Source organism: Arthrobacter sp. zg-Y40 (genome assembly GCF_020731535.1).
GTDB lineage: Bacteria > Actinomycetota > Actinomycetes > Actinomycetales > Micrococcaceae > Arthrobacter_B.
Genome location: NZ_JAJFZS010000004.1, coordinates 88,439 through 103,767, shown reverse-complemented (window position 1 = coordinate 103,767; position 15,329 = coordinate 88,439). Strand labels below are relative to the sequence as shown.

Annotated in this window: 16 protein-coding genes; 11 read left to right on the top strand and 5 right to left on the bottom strand. The window is 66.9% G+C overall.

Annotated features, from left to right (window positions below; all coding sequences use genetic code 11):
• Positions 1 to 51: 51 nt before the first annotated feature.
• The 4 genes from LJ754_RS05425 to LJ754_RS05410 are packed head-to-tail and all read left to right on the top strand — an operon-like array spanning position 52 to position 2,813.
• Entirely contained in the window at positions 52 to 525 is a 474-nt protein-coding gene (locus LJ754_RS05425; RefSeq protein WP_442860309.1) for an RNA polymerase sigma factor, read from the top strand.
• Positions 512 to 1,180, top strand: a complete 669-nt coding sequence (locus tag LJ754_RS05420; protein ID WP_227925860.1) for a methylated-DNA--[protein]-cysteine S-methyltransferase — start codon at positions 512 to 514, stop codon at positions 1,178 to 1,180. The genes LJ754_RS05425 and LJ754_RS05420 overlap by 14 nt, the downstream gene beginning before the upstream one ends.
• Positions 1,177 to 1,863 (top strand): alpha-ketoglutarate-dependent dioxygenase AlkB family protein, encoded by a 687-nt coding sequence (locus tag LJ754_RS05415; protein ID WP_227925859.1) that lies wholly within the window; start codon positions 1,177 to 1,179, stop codon positions 1,861 to 1,863. The genes LJ754_RS05420 and LJ754_RS05415 overlap by 4 nt, the downstream gene beginning before the upstream one ends.
• Positions 1,860 to 2,813, top strand: coding sequence for a DNA-3-methyladenine glycosylase family protein (locus tag LJ754_RS05410; protein WP_227925858.1), 954 nt, complete (start codon positions 1,860 to 1,862; stop codon positions 2,811 to 2,813). Before LJ754_RS05415 ends, LJ754_RS05410 begins: the two co-directional genes overlap by 4 nt.
• A gap of 22 nt (positions 2,814 to 2,835) precedes the next feature.
• Here the strand turns inward: LJ754_RS05410 and LJ754_RS05405 are convergent, their stop codons facing one another.
• Positions 2,836 to 3,219 carry a DUF1304 domain-containing protein gene (locus LJ754_RS05405; RefSeq protein ID WP_227912188.1) on the bottom strand — a complete coding sequence of 128 codons (384 nt, stop codon included), beginning with the start codon at positions 3,217 to 3,219 and terminating at the stop codon, positions 2,836 to 2,838.
• Positions 3,220 to 3,481: 262 nt separating this feature from the next.
• Between LJ754_RS05405 and pstS the strand changes: the two genes are divergently transcribed.
• The 3 genes from pstS (at position 3,482) to LJ754_RS05390 (ending at position 6,514) form a co-directional block, all read left to right on the top strand.
• Positions 3,482 to 4,597: a phosphate ABC transporter substrate-binding protein PstS gene (gene pstS / locus LJ754_RS05400; RefSeq protein WP_227912186.1), complete on the top strand. Its 1,116-nt coding sequence runs from the start codon at positions 3,482 to 3,484 to the stop codon at positions 4,595 to 4,597.
• Between the two features lie 126 nt (positions 4,598 to 4,723).
• Complete coding sequence (locus tag LJ754_RS05395) at positions 4,724 to 4,924, top strand: hypothetical protein (protein WP_227912184.1); 201 nt, start codon at positions 4,724 to 4,726, stop codon at positions 4,922 to 4,924.
• A 111-nt stretch (positions 4,925 to 5,035) separates the two neighbouring features.
• Entirely contained in the window at positions 5,036 to 6,514 is a 1,479-nt protein-coding gene (locus tag LJ754_RS05390) for a mannitol dehydrogenase family protein (protein WP_227925857.1), read from the top strand.
• A 29-nt stretch (positions 6,515 to 6,543) separates the two neighbouring features.
• On the opposite strand, the gene LJ754_RS05385 is transcribed toward LJ754_RS05390, so the two are convergent.
• Together LJ754_RS05385 and LJ754_RS05380 are read right to left on the bottom strand one after the other, a co-directional pair.
• Positions 6,544 to 7,275, bottom strand: a complete 732-nt coding sequence (locus tag LJ754_RS05385) for a GAF and ANTAR domain-containing protein (protein WP_227912181.1) — start codon at positions 7,273 to 7,275, stop codon at positions 6,544 to 6,546.
• 67 nt (positions 7,276 to 7,342) lie between these two features.
• The gene (locus LJ754_RS05380; protein WP_227925856.1) at positions 7,343 to 8,305 is read right to left on the bottom strand and encodes a lantibiotic dehydratase C-terminal domain-containing protein; all 963 of its coding nucleotides are present in this window, start codon (positions 8,303 to 8,305) and stop codon (positions 7,343 to 7,345) included.
• Between the two features lie 364 nt (positions 8,306 to 8,669).
• On the opposite strand from LJ754_RS05380, the gene LJ754_RS05375 reads away from it, so the two are divergent.
• From LJ754_RS05375 to LJ754_RS05360, 4 genes are all read left to right on the top strand, one after another.
• Positions 8,670 to 10,220: an ATP-binding protein gene (locus LJ754_RS05375; protein ID WP_227925855.1), complete on the top strand. Its 1,551-nt coding sequence runs from the start codon at positions 8,670 to 8,672 to the stop codon at positions 10,218 to 10,220.
• A 94-nt stretch (positions 10,221 to 10,314) separates the two neighbouring features.
• Entirely contained in the window at positions 10,315 to 11,460 is a 1,146-nt protein-coding gene (locus tag LJ754_RS05370) for a zinc-dependent alcohol dehydrogenase (RefSeq protein WP_227925854.1), read from the top strand.
• A 16-nt stretch (positions 11,461 to 11,476) separates the two neighbouring features.
• Positions 11,477 to 12,052 carry a hypothetical protein gene (locus LJ754_RS05365; protein WP_227912175.1) on the top strand — a complete coding sequence of 192 codons (576 nt, stop codon included), beginning with the start codon at positions 11,477 to 11,479 and terminating at the stop codon, positions 12,050 to 12,052.
• A 91-nt stretch (positions 12,053 to 12,143) separates the two neighbouring features.
• Positions 12,144 to 12,764 (top strand): J-domain-containing protein, encoded by a 621-nt coding sequence (locus LJ754_RS05360; RefSeq protein ID WP_227925853.1) that lies wholly within the window; start codon positions 12,144 to 12,146, stop codon positions 12,762 to 12,764.
• A gap of 12 nt (positions 12,765 to 12,776) precedes the next feature.
• Here LJ754_RS05360 and LJ754_RS05355 read toward each other — a convergent pair whose 3' ends face one another.
• Both LJ754_RS05355 and LJ754_RS05350 read right to left on the bottom strand, forming a co-directional pair.
• Positions 12,777 to 13,817, bottom strand: a complete 1,041-nt coding sequence (locus LJ754_RS05355) for a hemolysin family protein (protein ID WP_227925852.1) — start codon at positions 13,815 to 13,817, stop codon at positions 12,777 to 12,779.
• Positions 13,810 to 15,171 carry a hemolysin family protein gene (locus tag LJ754_RS05350; RefSeq protein WP_227925851.1) on the bottom strand — a complete coding sequence of 454 codons (1,362 nt, stop codon included), beginning with the start codon at positions 15,169 to 15,171 and terminating at the stop codon, positions 13,810 to 13,812. Before LJ754_RS05350 ends, LJ754_RS05355 begins: the two co-directional genes overlap by 8 nt.
• Positions 15,172 to 15,329 lie beyond the last annotated feature (158 nt).

The following is a 15,329-nucleotide window of genomic DNA, read 5'->3' as shown; positions in this document are numbered from 1 at the left end:
CCGGCACCGGGCTCACAAACCGTCCGCTGAAACCGTCTACCGTATGTGGAAGTGAAACCCTTTGAGCAGATTGTCCGGGAGCACGGCGCGGCCGTGCTGCGGGTCTGCCGCGCCGTGTTGGGGCCGGACCAGGCCGAGGACGCGTGGTCCGAAACCTTCCTGGCGGCACTGCGCGCCTATCCGGACCTGCCCGAAGGGGCCAACGTGCAGGCCTGGTTGGTCACCATTGCCAAGCGCAAGGCAGTGGACCAGCACCGGAGCAACGCCCGCAGCCCGCTGCCGGTGGAGGCGGTTCCGGATACACCCGCTCCCGTACCGGCCGATACCGACGGGCTGTGGTTTGCGTTGAAGACCCTGCCTGTCCGGCAGCGGGAGGCGCTCGCCTACCACCATCTGGCCGGGCTCCCGTACGCCGAGGTGGCCCGGGTGCTCGGAAGCAGCGAAGCGGCCTGCCGCCGATCCGCCGCCGACGGCATCAAGAAACTCCGTGCCCTGTATAAGGAGGACAGCAATGGCGTCCTTTGACCTGTTCAATGTGCCCGCATTCAATCTCCCCGCAGCGTCCGTGCCCGAACCCGTTCTTGCCGCTGCAGGCGAAGCCGCCGCTGATCCGCGGGAAACCGCCGCCCTCGCCGCCCTGCATTCCCGCTTGGCAGAGGACGCGCAGGCCGCCGGGGTGCTGGATGTGGCCTACACCGTGGTGGACAGTCCGGTGGGCGGACTCATCCTTGCCGCCACCGAGGCTGGCCTGGTGCGGGTGGCCTTCGAATGTGAAGGAGTGGATACCGTGCTGCAGGACCTCAGCACCCGGATCAGTCCGCGGCTGCTGGAAGCGCCGGAGCGGCTGGCCGAACCCGCTGCCCAGCTGCGCGGGTATTTCGAGGGCAGCAGGCGCAGCTTCGACCTCGCCTTGGACCTGCGGCTGACCACCGGCTACCGGCGGACGGTCGTCGAGGCGCTGCAGGGGATCGCCTACGGGCGCACGGTGACCTATGCCGGCATAGCAGCGCTGACCGGCAATCCCGGGGCCGTCCGCGCCGTGGGCACCGCCTGCGGCCGCAACCCCCTGCCGCTGGTGATTCCCTGTCACCGCGTGCTGCGCTCCGACGGAACCACCGGCGGCTACCGCGGCGGCCCGGCTGTCAAGAAAACCCTCCTCGACCTGGAAGCCGCCGCATGAGCTCCTCCCTTTTCCCCCGCGAACGCTCCGAACCCGCCGTCGGGGCGGTGCATGTGCCCGGCTGGTTGCCGCCGGGACAGCAGCGATCCATTGTTGAAGCGTGCCGTCAGTGGGCCATCGGACCGGTGCCGATGCGGTCGGCAGTGCTGCCCGGCGGGCATCCCATGTCGGTCCAGACGGTGTGCCTGGGCTGGCACTGGCAGCCGTACAAGTACACGCGCACGGCCGACGACGCCGGCGGCGGGCGCGTCGCGGAGCTGCCCGACTGGCTGGTGCAGCTGGGCCGCGACGCGCTCAAAGAGGCCTACCGGCAGGCGGACGGCAGCTACGCGAGGGAGGACTTCCGCCCGGAGAATTACACGCCGGACACTGCGCTGATTAATTACTATGCCGAGGGCGCGCATATGGGGATGCACCAGGACAAGGATGAAAAGTCCAGCGCCCCGGTGGTTTCCATCAGCATCGGCGATACCTGTGTCTTCCGGTTCGGCAACACCGAAACCCGCAACCGCCCCTACACGGACCTGGAGCTGGAGTCCGGTGACCTGTTTGTCTTCGGCGGACCGTCCCGGTTCGCCTACCACGGTGTCCCGCGCACGGTGGCCGGAACCGCGGACCCGGAGTCGGGACTGGCCACCGGCCGGATCAACATCACCCTGCGCATGACCGGCCTCAGCGGATGACGCTGACGGGGGAAGAAACGGGGAAAGAAACAAGGGAAGAAAAGTTCGACGGCGGAACGGCCGGCGGCGCGCGTACCCGCAGCCTGCCCTGCCGGGGACCGCTGGCCTGGGCGCCGCTGGCCAGCGCACTGCAGGCCCACGCCGTCCCGGGGCTGGAACGGGTAACGCCGAAGGCCGGCGGCGGGGTGGGCGTGGAACGGCTGCTGACGGTTGGATCCACAGTGGTTCCGGTGAAGGTGCACCTGCACCCGGACGGGGTGGACCTGGAAGCACCGGCGCTGCCGCGGCCGGAGGAAGCCGCCCTCATCACGACGGTCCGGGCCTGGCTGGACCTGGACGCAAATCCGGGCGTGGTGGATCCCTTCCTCGCCCGATTTGATGTGCTGGCGCCGCTGGTCCGGCGGCATCCCGGCCTGCGGGTGCCCGGCTCCACGGACGGCTTCGAGACCGGGATCCAAACGGTCCTCGGCCAGCAGGTATCCCTCGCCGCGGCCCGAACCTTCGGTGCCCGCCTGGTGGCAGCCTTCGGCGAGCCCGGCCCGGCAGGACTCACTGCCTTCCCCTCCGCGCACCGGCTCGCCGCGGTCCCGGCGGAGGAGATCCAGGCGGCCGTAAAGATCACGCACGCCAGGGCCAGGACCGTTAGGGCCCTGGCCGCTGCCGTCGCCGCCGGGCTGCCGCTGCAGCCGGGCGCCGATCCGGGGCAGGTCCGGGCAGGATTGCTGGCCCTGCCGGGCATCGGCCCGTGGACGGCCGACTACTTGGCGGTGCGTGTGCTGGGGGACCGGGACGCGTATCCTGCCGACGATCTGGTGCTCAAGCGCGCGCTCGGAGTCGGAACCGGACGCGAAGCGGCCCGGCTGTCCCAGCCGTGGCGCCCGTGGCGCTCCTACGCCTTGTTCCACCTGTGGACTCAGGCGGCTTACGCCCCGGCACCCTCCGGGGCATAGACGTCAGCCGAGGCCTAACCGCTCAGGTCCCGAGCAGCGAAAAAACCAGGGAAAAGGCTGCGGGCCCGCCCTGGATCAGGGACAGCCGTCCCAGCCGCCGGTCACTGAGGGCAAGCACTACGGAAGCCAGCAGCATGCAGGCAGTGGTGAACGTCATCAGGGTCAGCCCGGCCACCGGATTGCCGGCCACCAGCAGCACTACCCCCAGCCCGGCCCCCACAGCCAGGAAAAGGTTGTAAAAGCCCAGGTTGTAGGCAAGCTGCGCCGTGGCGGCTGGAGTGCCCGCGCCCCGCAGCTGAAAGATGGCCACCGTGTCCGGCTCGGTCCAGCGCAGGGATTCGAGCATAAAGAAATAGAAGGCAACGGCCGCTGCGACGACGGCGAGGATAGCTGCGGCAATCAGCACGGGTGCTCCCTAGGCAAGGCGCCGGCAGAGGGTTGAGCGTGGGCGGAGCCCGCCGGCCCCGGCACATGGCGGCGGGTAATCTCCGCGGTGCCGTCCATCCTGACAGCCGGGGCCGGGCCCCTCAAGGGGAAGCTGGACTATCTGATGGCGGCTGCGGTCCAAAGCCAGCTAGCCTTGAAAGAGCGGCCGGTTGACCGCTGCACCCCCGCAGCTCCCCCGCCGGCCTTGGACGCCACCGCCGCTTCCCCAGGAAGGACATCCCTTGCGCCCAATCCGTCCCCTCCGCACGCTCGCCGCCGCACTGGCAGCCACGCTGGCACTGGCCGCCTGCGGGTCCGACTATCCGCTCGGGGACGCCCAGCGGGACGCAGCCGAGAACAGCACCTCCATGCTCAGCGGTGTCTTGTCGGGCGCCGGTTCGAGCGCGCAGGGCCCGGCGATGGACGCTTGGATCGCCGGGTTCGGCACCCTGCATCCGAACGTTCAGCTGCAGTACTCCCCGGACGGCTCCGGTGCCGGACGCAGCGCGCTGCTGGCCGGCGCGGTGGACTTTGCCGGTTCCGACGCCTACCTGCAGGAGGAGGAACTGGTGGACGCCCGGGCGGTCTGCGGTCCCGAAGGGGCGCTGGACATCCCGGCCTACATTTCCCCCATAGCCGTGGCCTTCAACCTTCCCGGCATCCAGTCGCTGAACCTGGACGCGGCCGCCATCGCCAAGATATTCCGCGGCGAAATCACCCAGTGGAACGATCCGGTTATTGCTGCGCTCAACCCGGATGTGGACCTGCCCTCCACCCGGATCACTCCCGTGAGCCGGGCGGATGACTCCGGGACCACGGAAAACTTCACCGAGTACCTGCATGAGGTGGCCCCGGATGCCTGGCCGGACGCGCCGTCCGGGACCTGGCCCGGCGGGCTGCAGGGCGAGAACGCGCAGGGCAGCTCCGGCGTCGTCAGCACCGTGACCCGGACGGAAGGGGCGCTCACCTATGCCGATGACTCAGTGATTGACGAGTCGATGGGCACCGCCAACCTCCTGGTGGGGGAGGACTTTGTGCCGATCAGCGCCGACGCCGCGAGCACCGCCGTCGAACAGTCCACCCGGGTCCCGGGGCGCAGCGAACACGACATTGCGCTGCAGCTGGACCGGCGAACCACAGCGGCGGGCGCCTATCCGCTGGTACTGGTGTCCTACCAGATCTACTGCAGCTCCTATGACGACGCCGGGCTGGTGGAGCGCGTGCAGGCCTTCGGTAAATACGTTGTAAGCGAGGAAGGCCAGCAGGCATCCGCGGACGCGGCGAAGAGCGCGCCCATCCCCAAATCCCTCGCCGAGGAGGCCCGCGCAGCTATGGAATCGATCACCGTCCGGAAGTAGTTTCCACGGCTTTGGGGCCTACCTTCCGGTATCCCGCCGCCTGCCGCAACTCCTCTTACGGTGCCCTCTTGCGCCCCCTGACGGCCGGTGTCACCGTGGGTTTACGCAACGCTGAAGGGGGCTGCTGTGGAACCTATCCGAATAGAACGCTGGTGGCCGTACCTGGACGGTTCGGCCAAGGACTGGCTGAGGCATAACCTCCGGCAGGACGGTCTGCCCTCGAAGGTGCAGGACCGGATTGCCGAGGCCGGAGGCCCGGTAATGGACCCCATTCTTGCTGAGCCGGACTGGGTATTCATTGAACTCGATGCCCAGGCAGTGGAGTAGGGCGGCCAGGCGGAGACCTCTCCTGGGATGAACCCGCCGGGACGGCCGGACGCGTGCCAAGAACGGTACGGACCTGCTAGATTGTCCGGACCTCCGGCCTAAGGCGGCGTTATGACCAAACTCAGTGAAGAGTCCCTTTCCCACCTGCCGCCCGGTGTCGCGCGGCCCGGTTATGACCGGTCGCAGTTGAGCACCGGCATTGTGCATTTTGGTGTGGGCGGCTTCCACCGCGCGCATCAGGCGATGTACCTGGACACCTTGATGAACCAGGGACTGGCCTTGGACTGGGCGATCTGCGGCGTAGGCGTGCTGCCCCAGGATGCGGCCATGAAAACTGTCCTGGACAGCCAGGACTGCCTGTACACGCTGATGCTGAAGTATCCGGACGGTACCCGCGAAGCCCGGGTGATCGGCTCCATCGTTGAATACCTTTACGCCCCGGAGGACCCGGAAGCCGTTATTGAAAAGATGGCGTTGCCGGGCACCCGGATCGTCTCCCTGACCATCACCGAGGGCGGTTACAGCATCAGTGACACCACCGGGGAGTTCGACGCCGGAACGCCGCAGGTTGCCGCGGACCTGGCACCCGGGGCCGTACCTTCCGGGGTTTTCGGCCTGGTGACCGAGGCCCTGCGCCGCCGCCGGGACAGGGGTCTGGGGGCGTTCACCGTGATGTCCTGCGACAACATCCCCGGCAACGGGGAGGTCGCGAGGAAGGCCTTCGGAGAGTTTGCGCGGCTGCTGGATCCGGAACTGGGGGAGTGGGTACTGGCCAACGTCGCTTTTCCCTCCTCGATGGTGGACCGGATCACACCGGTGACAACGGACGAGGACCGCACCCTGCTGGCACAGGAGTTCGGGGTGGAGGACGCCTGGCCCGTAGTGTCCGAGGACTTTGCGCAGTGGGCGCTGGAGGACACGTTTGTGCAGGGGAGGCCGCCCTGGGAGGACGCAGGCGTGAGCGTGACGGCAGACGTGGAACCGTTTGAGCGGATGAAGCTGCGCCTGCTGAACTGCGGACACCAGGGAATTGCCTACCTGGGCTATCTGGCCGGGTACCGGTACGCGCACGAGGCGGTGGCGGACCCGAAGCTGGCCAGGTTCCTGCTCGACTACATGGACAAGGAAGCCACGCCCACGCTGCTGCCCGTGCCCGGGGTGGACCTGGACGCCTACAAACGGCGGCTGCTGGAACGCTTCGGCAACGAATACGTGCGAGACACCCTGGCGCGTCTGTGTGCCGAGAGCTCGGACCGGATTCCCAAATGGCTGGTACCGGTAGTGCGGGAAAACCTGGCCCGGGACGGCGAGGTGTCCCGTTCCGCGGCCATCATTGCCGCCTGGGCGCGCTACGCCGAGGGTGTGGATGAAGCAGGGGAACCCATCAATGTGCTCGATCGCCACCGGGAAGACGTGATGAAGGCGGCGGCCCGGAACCGGGAGGATCCGCTGGCCTTTGTGTCGCAGCCGCAGTTCTTCGGTGAGCTCGCTGCGGATCCGCGGTTCACCGGGGCATACCTCGCCGCCCTGGACGCCCTGCACCGCCACGGCGCGAAGGCTGCCGTCGCCGGCTTGGTGGACGGAGCCTAAGCACAGGCTTCCGTTGTACCGCTGGGACGTTAGTCCACGAAGTGGGTTTCAACGCCCTCGGATGTTACCGAGCTGACTATGCGGCCGGCCAGGTCCCGCAGCTTGACGTTCCGGTTGCTGGAGGCCTGGCGGAGTATTTCAAAGGCCGCCTCTTGGCTGCACTTGTTCTGGGCCATCACAATTCCCACCGCCAGGTCAATGACCGTGCGTGCCTGCATGGCGGCGCGCAGGTGTTCGGCAGCACTCTTGTGCCGGGACAACTGGACTGCCAACTGCAGGGCAATCGCCGCTTCTGCTGCAAAAGCTTCCGCGGCCTGCACCGTTTCCGGCGTGAAGTACCCGGGCTCGCGGGTGTAGAGATTCAGTCCTGCACCGCCGTCGTTGCCCAGGAGGAGCGGGACGCCAAGGATCGAATAGAAGCCCCGGTCCTGGATGGCATCCGTATAGTCCGGCCACCGCTCTTCGGTGCGCACGTCCGCCACCAGGACCGTCCGTCCGGTGCGGGAGGCCCGCAGGCAGGGGCCGTCGCCAAAACCGTACTGAACCTCATCCAGTGCCTTGGCCGCCTCGCTGCTGCTGGCCACCGTAGTCCCTTCCTTGTTCCGCAGCAGGGTCACTCCTGCCAGCACTTCCGTGTCCTTGCTGAACTTTTCGGCGGCGTGGACAACGAAGGCCTCGAGGAAGAACTCCACCGACTCGGTCCGCAGAAGGATCTGCTGAAGTTCGGCCGCGACGGAGTGCTGCTCCGGGACTAGGTTCATGGGCTGAGTCTATCGCCACCGGGCCCCGTTACCGTTACGGACAGGGCCTGGCGGGGCTAGGCGTCCGCTAGAGCGTGTCGCTCATTTCGACTTCCTTTTCCCGGCTCCAGGTTCGCGCGTAGACACCGATCAGGGCTTCCTGGCGGAGGGTGAATCCGAGCCGGTTCAGCAGGGTATGCGCTTGGTAGACGGTCAGGTGCTGGGCGCTGCGGCTGGCGCCGGCCTTGTCCGCCCGGTACAGGTAGGTGTCAATGGCCCGCAGCCAGCGGCGGCGCCAGTTCGCGACGGCGGATTCGGACGCCGTTGCGACCATCAGCCGGTGGACCGGCATGAGCTGTGCCTGTGCCTGGGCTCCGGTGGCCTTCTGCACGCCTGCCGCCCGGGGGTCCGAGGCCGTGCAGCTGTGCAGGTGGCTGTCCCAGTAGTATTCCCAGGAAACCCGGCGGCGGTCCGGCCAGGTGGACGCCCGCGGCCCTTTCATCATTGCGTAGGCGGAATCGAACAGCAGCAGCGAGGCCAGGGCGGAGCGGTTCTGCGCCTTCGCAAAGCGCGCCGTGGCCCAAAGGCAGAGATCCGAGGACAACTCAAAGACTTCCTCGGCCTGGGCGAGCCCCTCCACGCCGCCGTAGCGGGCCAGGTCCGCTTCGACCCAGGGAAGCAAAGGCTCGGTTCCAACCGTCCGGTCCAGCACCGGCTCGCTGAATTCCTGTGCCACCGCCATGCTGCGGACGGGGTCCCCGGCTTGCTCCTGCAGGGCCCCGAGGAGGGACTTGAGCCGGTCCAAGGCCTCCGTCGGGGCCAGGACACGCAGCCGAATCTGCGCGTTGGGCGGTTGCATGCGGCGGGTAAAAAACCATCGCCGGGTGCCCCAGAGCCTCGCCTGGGCAACTAGGGGAGTTACCAGTTCACTGATAATGCGGTCAGCCAAATCGAAACCGCCGGCGTCAATGGACAGATTCCACCATAGGAGATCGGCGGCGGGCCGGGGCGAGGTGCGGGAGGAGGTGCGGAGCGCGGCTGGCTGGCTCATGGCCATCCTTTCGGTGCTGTTCATGCTGGGCCACCCCTGCCGGAACACCTTCTCGCAGCATGTCCCGGGAAGGAAGTCTTTCCCAATCCGGGGACCGTGTCCACAGCCCGCGGAACCTCTCCGCGAAGACTGCTGTACCCCCTCCCAGATGGCCCGAATTGGAGTAATATCACCTGTCCGGATGCTGGTGGGAAGCGGCCACCGGACGCGGTTCCCGCCGGGGCAAGCCGCGGGTTTGCCGTGTCACATTCATGGTGCCGGGAAGCAGCCTGATAAGTTCACTTACCGGCGAATTACGAAACCGCCGGGTGCGCCTGTTTCCGCAGCGCGCTGTAGATATCTGTTCTTTCCCCAAAGGTCCGGCATGCATATTTTTTCCCGCGGCTTCCCGCGCATTGGCGGGCGGCGGCGGCGGTCCGTCCCGGATCTTTCCACGCTTTTCCACCAGTCTCCCTCCGGATATGTGGTCCTTTCCGCACGCGGGGTGATCGAAGAGGCCAACCACACGTTTGCTGCCTGGACCGGCCGGAACCGCAGTGCGCTGGAAGGTACCGTTTTTACGGACCTGCTCGCTCCGGAAGACCTGCTCGAATACCAGCGCTGGACGGCGGCCCTCAGATCCGGAACCGGGCCGGTCCAGAACCTGGCGGTGGACTTCCACGGCCCGGACGGTGAGCGGCTCCCGGCCCTGATCGCCGGGGCACGCAGCCCCGGGCGGGGCCTGGACCTGATCAGTGTTCTTCCCGAAACCGGGCGGCGCCGGTATGAACGGGACTTGGTGGAAGCCCTGCAGCAGGCCGAAGCCGCCGAAGAAGCCCGCGGAGCGGCGGAACTGCGCGCCCGCGAGCGGGAATCACTGCTGCACGCGGTGCTGGACACCGTGGATGTGGGCGTGCTGGTGGTGGACCGGGACGGCCGGGAAATCCTTGCCAATGCGCCGATGGAAAGCAGCCGCGCCGGGGCAGCCACCGGAGATATTGCCGGCCCCGGCGGTTCCGAGTGGCCCGTCTACGGCCCGGACCGGGTCACCCCGCTTCCGGACAGCCAGCGCCCCATCCGGCGGGCCGTTTCCGGTGAGTCCTTCGCCGAGGAAATCGTATGGGTCGGTACCGGCCAGGGACAGCTGGCCGTCAGTGTCTCGGCCCGCTCCGTCCGGGGCGGCGGCGGCTTCAAGGGATCTGTCCTTGCGTTCAGCGACGTGACGCAACTGGTCCGGGCGTTGACGGCCCAGCGTGAGTTTGTAGCCAATGTGTCCCACGAGCTGCGCACTCCCCTGACGTCGATCCTGGGCTATCTCGACATGGCGTTGGATAGCGGCGAAAACCTGGCCGAAGACGTCCGTTCCGCCCTGCAGACGGCGGTGCGGAACGCCGAGCGGCTGCTGCAGCTGGTAACGGACCTGCTCTCGGTGGCCGCCGGGAACGAAACCGTGGAGGCCAGGGAAGTCGACCTCGCCGCCGTCGTGCGTGCTGCTGTCGATTCCTTTGGGCCGCGCGCCCGGGTGAACGGGGTGGAATTCAAGGTTGACCTGCCGGGCGACCTTTCTGCCGTGGCCGATCCCAGGCGGATTGGGCAGGTGCTGGAAAACCTGGTCTCCAACGCGGTCAAGTACTCGCCCGACGGCGGCGTGGTGCGGGTGAGCGCGCGGGTTGAAGCGGGCATGGCAGTGATTGACGTTGCTGACAGCGGCATGGGGATGTCCCAGGAGGAGCAGGAGGCAGCCTTCACCCCGTTCTTCCGCTCGGGACGGGCGCTTACGGCCGCCATTCCCGGTGCCGGCCTCGGTCTGGTGATCAGCCGCCGCATCGTGGAAGAGCACGGCGGCAACATCCGGGTCCGCAGCGAGCCGGGAGCCGGAACGCTCTTTACCGTGAGTTTGCCGGTGGCCGGCCCGGATACGGACTTGCAAAGCTAGTAAGTCTGCTTATGGTTAACGTGCCCGGGCGGCGCCCCGGAGGGACGGCAGTCCCGCGCAGCTGATGATCCGGCAGAACTGAGGAGGCAGGCCCGTGCGAGCAATGGTGTACCGAGGACCCTACAAGGTTCGGGTGGAAGAAAAGCCGCGGCCCCCCATAGAGCATCCCAACGATGCCATTGTCCGGGTCACCCTGGCCGCCATTTGCGGCTCCGACCTGCACCTTTACCACGGACTGATGCCCGATACCCGGGTTGGCCATACCTTCGGCCACGAATTCATCGGTGTGGTCGAAGAGGTCGGACCCTCGGTGCGGAACCTGTCGGTGGGGGACCGTGTGATGGTGCCGGCCAACATTTACTGCGGCACCTGCTACTTCTGCGCCCGCGGAATGTATTCGAACTGCCACAACGTGAACCCGAACGCCACCGCCGTCGGCAGCCTGTACGGCTACTCCCACACCACCGGCGGATACGACGGCGGCCAGGCGGAGTACGTGCGCGTTCCCTTCGCGGACATCGGGCCTTCCTTGATTCCCGACTGGATGGACGAGGAGGATGCCCTGATGTGCACCGATGCGCTGGCAACGGGCTATTTCGGCGCCCAGCTGGGAGACATCGTGGAGGGCGACACCGTGGTGGTCTTCGGTGCCGGCCCGGTGGGCCTCTACGCCGCCAAGTCGGCGTGGCTGATGGGAGCTGGCCGGGTCATCGTGATTGACCATCTGGACTACCGGCTGGAAAAGGCCCGGACCTTCGCGCATGCCGAGACGTACAACTTCACCGAGTACGACGACATTGTGGTGCACATGAAGAAAATCACCGACCATCTGGGCGCCGACGTCGCCATTGACGCAGTGGGCGCCGAAGCGGACGGCAACTTCCTCCAGCATGTCACCGGCACCAAGCTCAAGCTCCAGGGTGGTTCTCCCGTAGCCCTGAACTGGGCCATCGACTCGGTGCGCAAGGCGGGGACCATATCGGTGATGGGTGCCTACGGTCCCATGTTCAGCGCCGTGAAATTCGGTGACGCCATGAACAAGGGCCTGACCCTGAATATGAACCAGGCCCCCATGAAGCGGCAGTGGCCGCGGCTGTTCGAGCACATCCGGGCCGGCTACCTCAAGCCCAACGAGATCATTACGCACCGGATTCCGCTTGAGCACATTGCCGAGGGATACCACATGTTCTCGGCCAAGCTGGATAACTGCATCAAGCCCGTGATCGTCCCCGGCTCCTGAAAGGAAGCACCTAACCATGGCCTATACCCCGCAGAAACCGGCCCTGACTCCCACCAGTGATGAACTGCGCGCACGGATCCCGGGCTGGGGCGCGGACCTTGACCCGAAGGACCGCCCCGCGGTGCCCAAGCTGCAGTTCGACCCCACCCTCAGCGGCGCCCACTGGGAGTTCCCGGAGCGCCAGGAGGAGAAATATCCGCGCGAACGTTCCATTGAGCATAAGTTCCTCACTCCCGTGTTCGGCACGTCCTGCCCGCCCAAGGGACTGTCCGGTGTGATGCGCCGGTACGCCTACCGCCGGTTCAGCGAAGCACGGGCGGCACATTGGCTGATCCTGCTGGCAGCGGACCGGGTGGATGCGGTGGAAAGCCATCTGGCCTCCTTCCTGACCCTGCATCCGGACAATCCCGTGACCGAGACGGGGGTGCTGAGCGAGTTCTCCCGGCGCGGGTATTCCTCCCGGGTCGGACGGAAGCGAGCGGATGTTAACCACCAGTGGATCGACCCCATCCTCATCGGCGGACCGTGGCTGCTGGCCGGTGCCGGGCTGGCCGCGGGCATCGCGGCAGCGGTACGCCGGCTGCGCAGCTAGGCATTGGGGTTGCGTTGCCTGCCTCCGCCCCCCGGCGGAATACTGGTGGGGACGCAAAACGGAAGCCGGACGGGTGAGGCGGTGAGAGGTCATGGAAGGCAGGGGTGTTGAACAGTACCGGCGCCGGATGGAACGCGCGGCACAGCTGAGGGCGGCCGGTGCCGGGGGCGGCCTGGACCCGGAGGACGTGGAGCAGGCCGCGGCTGAAGAGGAACTGCAGCACAAGCGGCGGCAGGTGGACGACGCCGCACGTGCGGACTACCTGGTCCGCGACGCTATGGCGCGCGGCGACTTCGACAACCTGAAATATGCGGGCAAGCCCATCCCCGGCCTGGGCGATGGCCATGATCCGGACTGGTGGATCAAGGGACTGCTGCAGCGTGAAAACGTTACCGGCCTGGGGCCTGCGGCCATCCTGCTGCGCACCGAGGACGCGGAACTGGATGCCCGTCTGGACACCCGGTGGAGCGAGCGGCAGGTCCGCGAGATCCTGGAAGACTTCAACGCCCGGGTCATCAATGCCCGCCGCCAGCTCGAAGGCGGGCCGCCCGTGGTGACCAGGACCCGCGACGTCGAGCAGGAAATACTGCGCTGGCGGGAGCGGAAGGCCGCGGCCGGGGCGGCGGAAGCGGCGGCGGAAGAGGCGCAAAAAGAGGCCGCCGCCCCGGAAGCGGAGCGGCGGCGGTGGAACAGGTGGAAGCGGCGCCGTTAGCGCGGACCCGGCCTAGACCGTGGTGGCGTCGTGGACTTCGCCCACAAGCTCTTCGATGATGTCTTCCAGGAAGAGCACGCCGGTGGTGTTGCCCTTGGCGTCGAAGACCCGCGCCACGTGGGCGCCGGTGCGGCGCATGGTGGCCAGTGCGTCCTCCAGTTCGCCTCCCCGGTACGCCGAGGCAAGCCGGCGGATGCGCTTGGCCGGCACCGGCGCGGCGAATTCATCCGGACCGGTCAGGTCCATGACGTCCTTGAGGTGCAGGTAGCCGTCCGGGTCGCCGTCCTCATTGGTCAGGATGTACCGCGAATAGCCGTGGATATCCACGGCCTGCTGCAGGTCCGCCGGCGAGGCCGTTTCGGGCAGCAGCACCATCTGAGCAATGGGAACCTCGACGTCGGCCACGGTCTTTTCAGTGAACTCGAAGGCCGCCGTCAGGGTGCCGCTGCGGTCGGTGAGCACGCCGTCGCGCGTGGACTGCTCCACAATGTTGGCAACTTCGTCCAGCGTGTAGGCACTGGTGGCCTCGTCCTTGGGCTCTACCTTGAAGAGGCGCAGCACACCGTTCGCTATACCGTTCAGGGCCCGGATGACAGGGCGGACAATCCGGGACACCATCACCAGCGGCGGGGCCAGCAGCAGTGCGGCGCCGGTGGGAACCGAGAAGGAAATGTTCTTGGGCACCATTTCACCCACCACCACGTGCAGGAAGGTCACCAGCAGCAGCGCCACTACGAAGGCAATCATCCCGATGGCGTCCGCGGACAGCGAGGTCAGGCCCAGCGGGATCTCCAGCAGGTGGTGGATGGCCGGTTCCGAGACGTTCAGGATCACCAGGGAGCAGACGGTGATGCCCAGTTGGCTGGTCGCCAGCATCAGGGTGGCGTGTTCCATGGCCCAGAGGGTGGTTTTGGCGGCCTTGCTGCCGGCCTCGGCCTTGGGCTCGATCTGGGAGCGGCGGGCTGAGATGACGGCGAACTCGGCACCCACGAAGAAGGCGTTGACCACCAGCAGCACTACGAGCCAGATGATTCCGGGCAGGTATTCACTCATGGGTCAGGTCCTTGGTCAGTGAGTCGACAATGCGGTCATGGGCACTTACGGGCGCCTCCAGGGAACCCGACGGCGTGAACCGCAGCCGCTCAATGTGGTTGCGGACCACCCGTTCGACGCGGAGCGTTCCGCTGCCGATCTCCACTTCGTCGCCCAGTTCGGGAATGCGGTCCAGTTCATCGGTGACGAATCCGGCGATGGTGTCGTACTCCTCGCCGTCCGGTACCTCGATGCCCGTGCGGTCCAGCAGTTCGTCGGGCCGGAGTGCGGCGTCAAAAGTGATGGCCCGGCCGGTGCGGACCACGCCCACCCGGGCGCGGTCGTGTTCGTCCTCGAGCTCGCCGACAATTTCCTCGACCAGGTCCTCAAGGGTCGCAATCCCCGCAGTGCCGCCGTGTTCGTCGGAGACGATGGCCACCTGCAGGCCCTGGGCGCGCAGCAGCCCCAGCAGGGTGTCCGCATCCATGGACTCGGGCACGTGCATCGGTTCCACCATCAGCTCGGCGGCGGTCACGGAACCTCGGCCGGCCAGCGGAACTCCGAACGCCTGCTTCACGTGCAGCACGCCGAGGATGTCGTCCGAATCGCGGCCGATCACGGGGAAGCGGGAGTAGCCGGTGGCGGTGGCAGCGGCCACCACCTGTTCCGCCGTATCCGTGCCGTGAACCGTATGCATGCGGACGCGCGGCGTCATCACATCGGCGGCGCTGTGGTCCGCGAAGCGCAGCGTGCGGTTCAGCAGCACGGCATGGTCCAGGTCCAGCACGCCTTCAAGGGCTGAGCGGCGGACCAGGGAACTGAGCTCCTCTGCGCTGCGCGCACCGGAAAGTTCCTCTTTGGGCTCAATGCCGAAGGACCGGATGATCGCGTTGGCGGTGTTATTGAAAAGCAGGATCACCGGCTTGAACACGGTGGTGAACACTGCCTGGAAGGGAACCACCAGCTTCGCCGTGGCCAGCGGCAGCGCAAGGGCGAAGTTCTTGGGCACCAGTTCACCGATGATCATGGAGAAGATGGTGGCCAGGAAGATGCCGGCCACGGCGCCGATTCCGGGCACCAGGGTGTCGGGAATACCCAGCGCCGCAAGCGGGGTGGCCAGCATGGAGCTGATGGCCGGTTCGAAGGTGTAACCGGTCAGGAGGGTGGTCAGCGTGATGCCGAGCTGCGCGCCGGAAAGATGCGTCGAGGTAATCTTCAGCGCGTTGATGGTGGGGTTAAGCCGTTTTTCGCCCTTGTCCCGGCGGGCTTCAAGCTCCGCGCGGTCCAGGTTGACGAGTGAAAACTCGGACGCGACAAACAGTCCGGTGCCGACGGTGAGGAGCAAACCTACGCCAACCATTAGCCATTCATACATGGGGCTGCCCCTCTCTCGCGATAGCCGGTGCAGCCGGAGCGGACACGGTCTGCATTGCGGTCAGGACGGGGAGGGGCAAGGGTTTATGTGAGGGAGGGTCATCCATAGTCCAAGGAATATTACAGGATGCGTCTGGGCGCGGTTCCAAGGATTTTCCC